We start from the raw sequence: 1383 nt of genomic DNA on the forward strand, positions 1-1383 counted from the left end.
GAATCTCTTCTTTCCAACAATTACTATGGCTATACTCTTCTTCGTGAATTCTGCGAAAATCCCATGCGTGAGACTCCCATTCTTGAAAAAATTGGAACACATATCAAAGGTCGCGTAAAAGAGAATAACACATTATTATTACTTGAACCTATTGCAAATAGTTATGATATAGATATAATTCAACCCCATGAAAGTCTTAAAGTTTATGAGATGGGACACGACAACTATTATTTAATTGAAGTAATAAAGCCTGTTGAAAGCCCTATAGCAGGACCGGATGGATACGCTATTATTAAAGACCGCACAGAAACGGTGTATGGGTATATCGAAAAAAATAAGATTCGAACCGAAACTTTTGAGGATATCTTACAAGAACCACGTTATAATGACTTATCAAAAAGTAGTCGAGGGATAATTGATGATCCTGATGGATATGTTAATATTCGCAAGGAAACTAACAATCAGTCAAATATTGTAAGAAAAATATCAACCGATGAAGTTTTCTATTATTGGGAGATAGCCGGTAATTGGTATATAGTGCAAACCGAAGATGGTAAACGTGGATTTGTATATAAAGAACGTATTAAAAAAAGAGTAGATACGGGAGGATGGGTACTGTGACTATTTACTTATCTGACAATGAGTGTTGATACTTGATAAAAAAGCTATGACTAAAAAACACAAACCACTCAAAGATAAATACATTGGATTAGTAACATTTATCTACTCTCTTCCTCCTACAGTACCTACTGACGCTGTAGGTTCTGGCAAGGATTGTTTATTAAAAGAAGCAAACGACAAACGTCTGGTAGTGAACGCTAGTACTTATTCTCCTTTAGAGATTGTTTGTGCTTTGGTTTTCTTTGTTGCAACTTTTTACATTTGTTATTATGAGCCTATTTCCTTTTATTATAAAATAATAGAACTTATTCCAGCTAGGGTTGATAATAATGATTATTCTTTTTTCTTACCAGCCCACTCTGATACTTATATTTATACTTATGAGAGTTTTGGATTAGATGAATTAAAAAAAAGCTTAGCAGAAGAATTCCCCATTGTATTTTTAGGAGGATTCATAAGCTGTTCCATATTTCTTTATTGGGGCTATGTTGCAGCTAAACGTTGTCGTGATTGTGTTATCTTCGATCGAACTACCTCTATGGTTACTTACCATCATACTTTTGGTTTGCTTACTACTGTAGCTCCTTTCAATGAAGTACTATTTCAACCACGTCCAATTAGTCTTTACGACCCCATACAGATATTAGGTTTTCGGCTGCCAGGCACTGTCAGTTGGGCAGTACTATCATTAGGACATGTTTATGAAATAACCTCTCTCTGTGTATGGTTTATGGACAAGAACCGTCCTTTACCCCCTGGTAG

General features: G+C 35.0%; 1 protein-coding gene and 1 pseudogene. Both read left to right on the forward strand.

The genetic code is table 11. From position 1 onward, the window contains the following. Positions 1–621, forward strand: a pseudogene (locus D0T60_RS18445) (hypothetical protein); the annotation flags it as partial. A 46-nt stretch (positions 622–667) separates the two neighbouring features. Further along, on the forward strand, positions 668–1383 hold a 716-nt coding region (locus D0T60_RS18450), incomplete at its 3' end, for a hypothetical protein (RefSeq protein WP_163219950.1).

The sequence above is a fragment of the Bacteroides sp. 224 genome, assembly GCF_010500995.1.
Classification (GTDB): Bacteria; Bacteroidota; Bacteroidia; order Bacteroidales; family Bacteroidaceae; genus Bacteroides.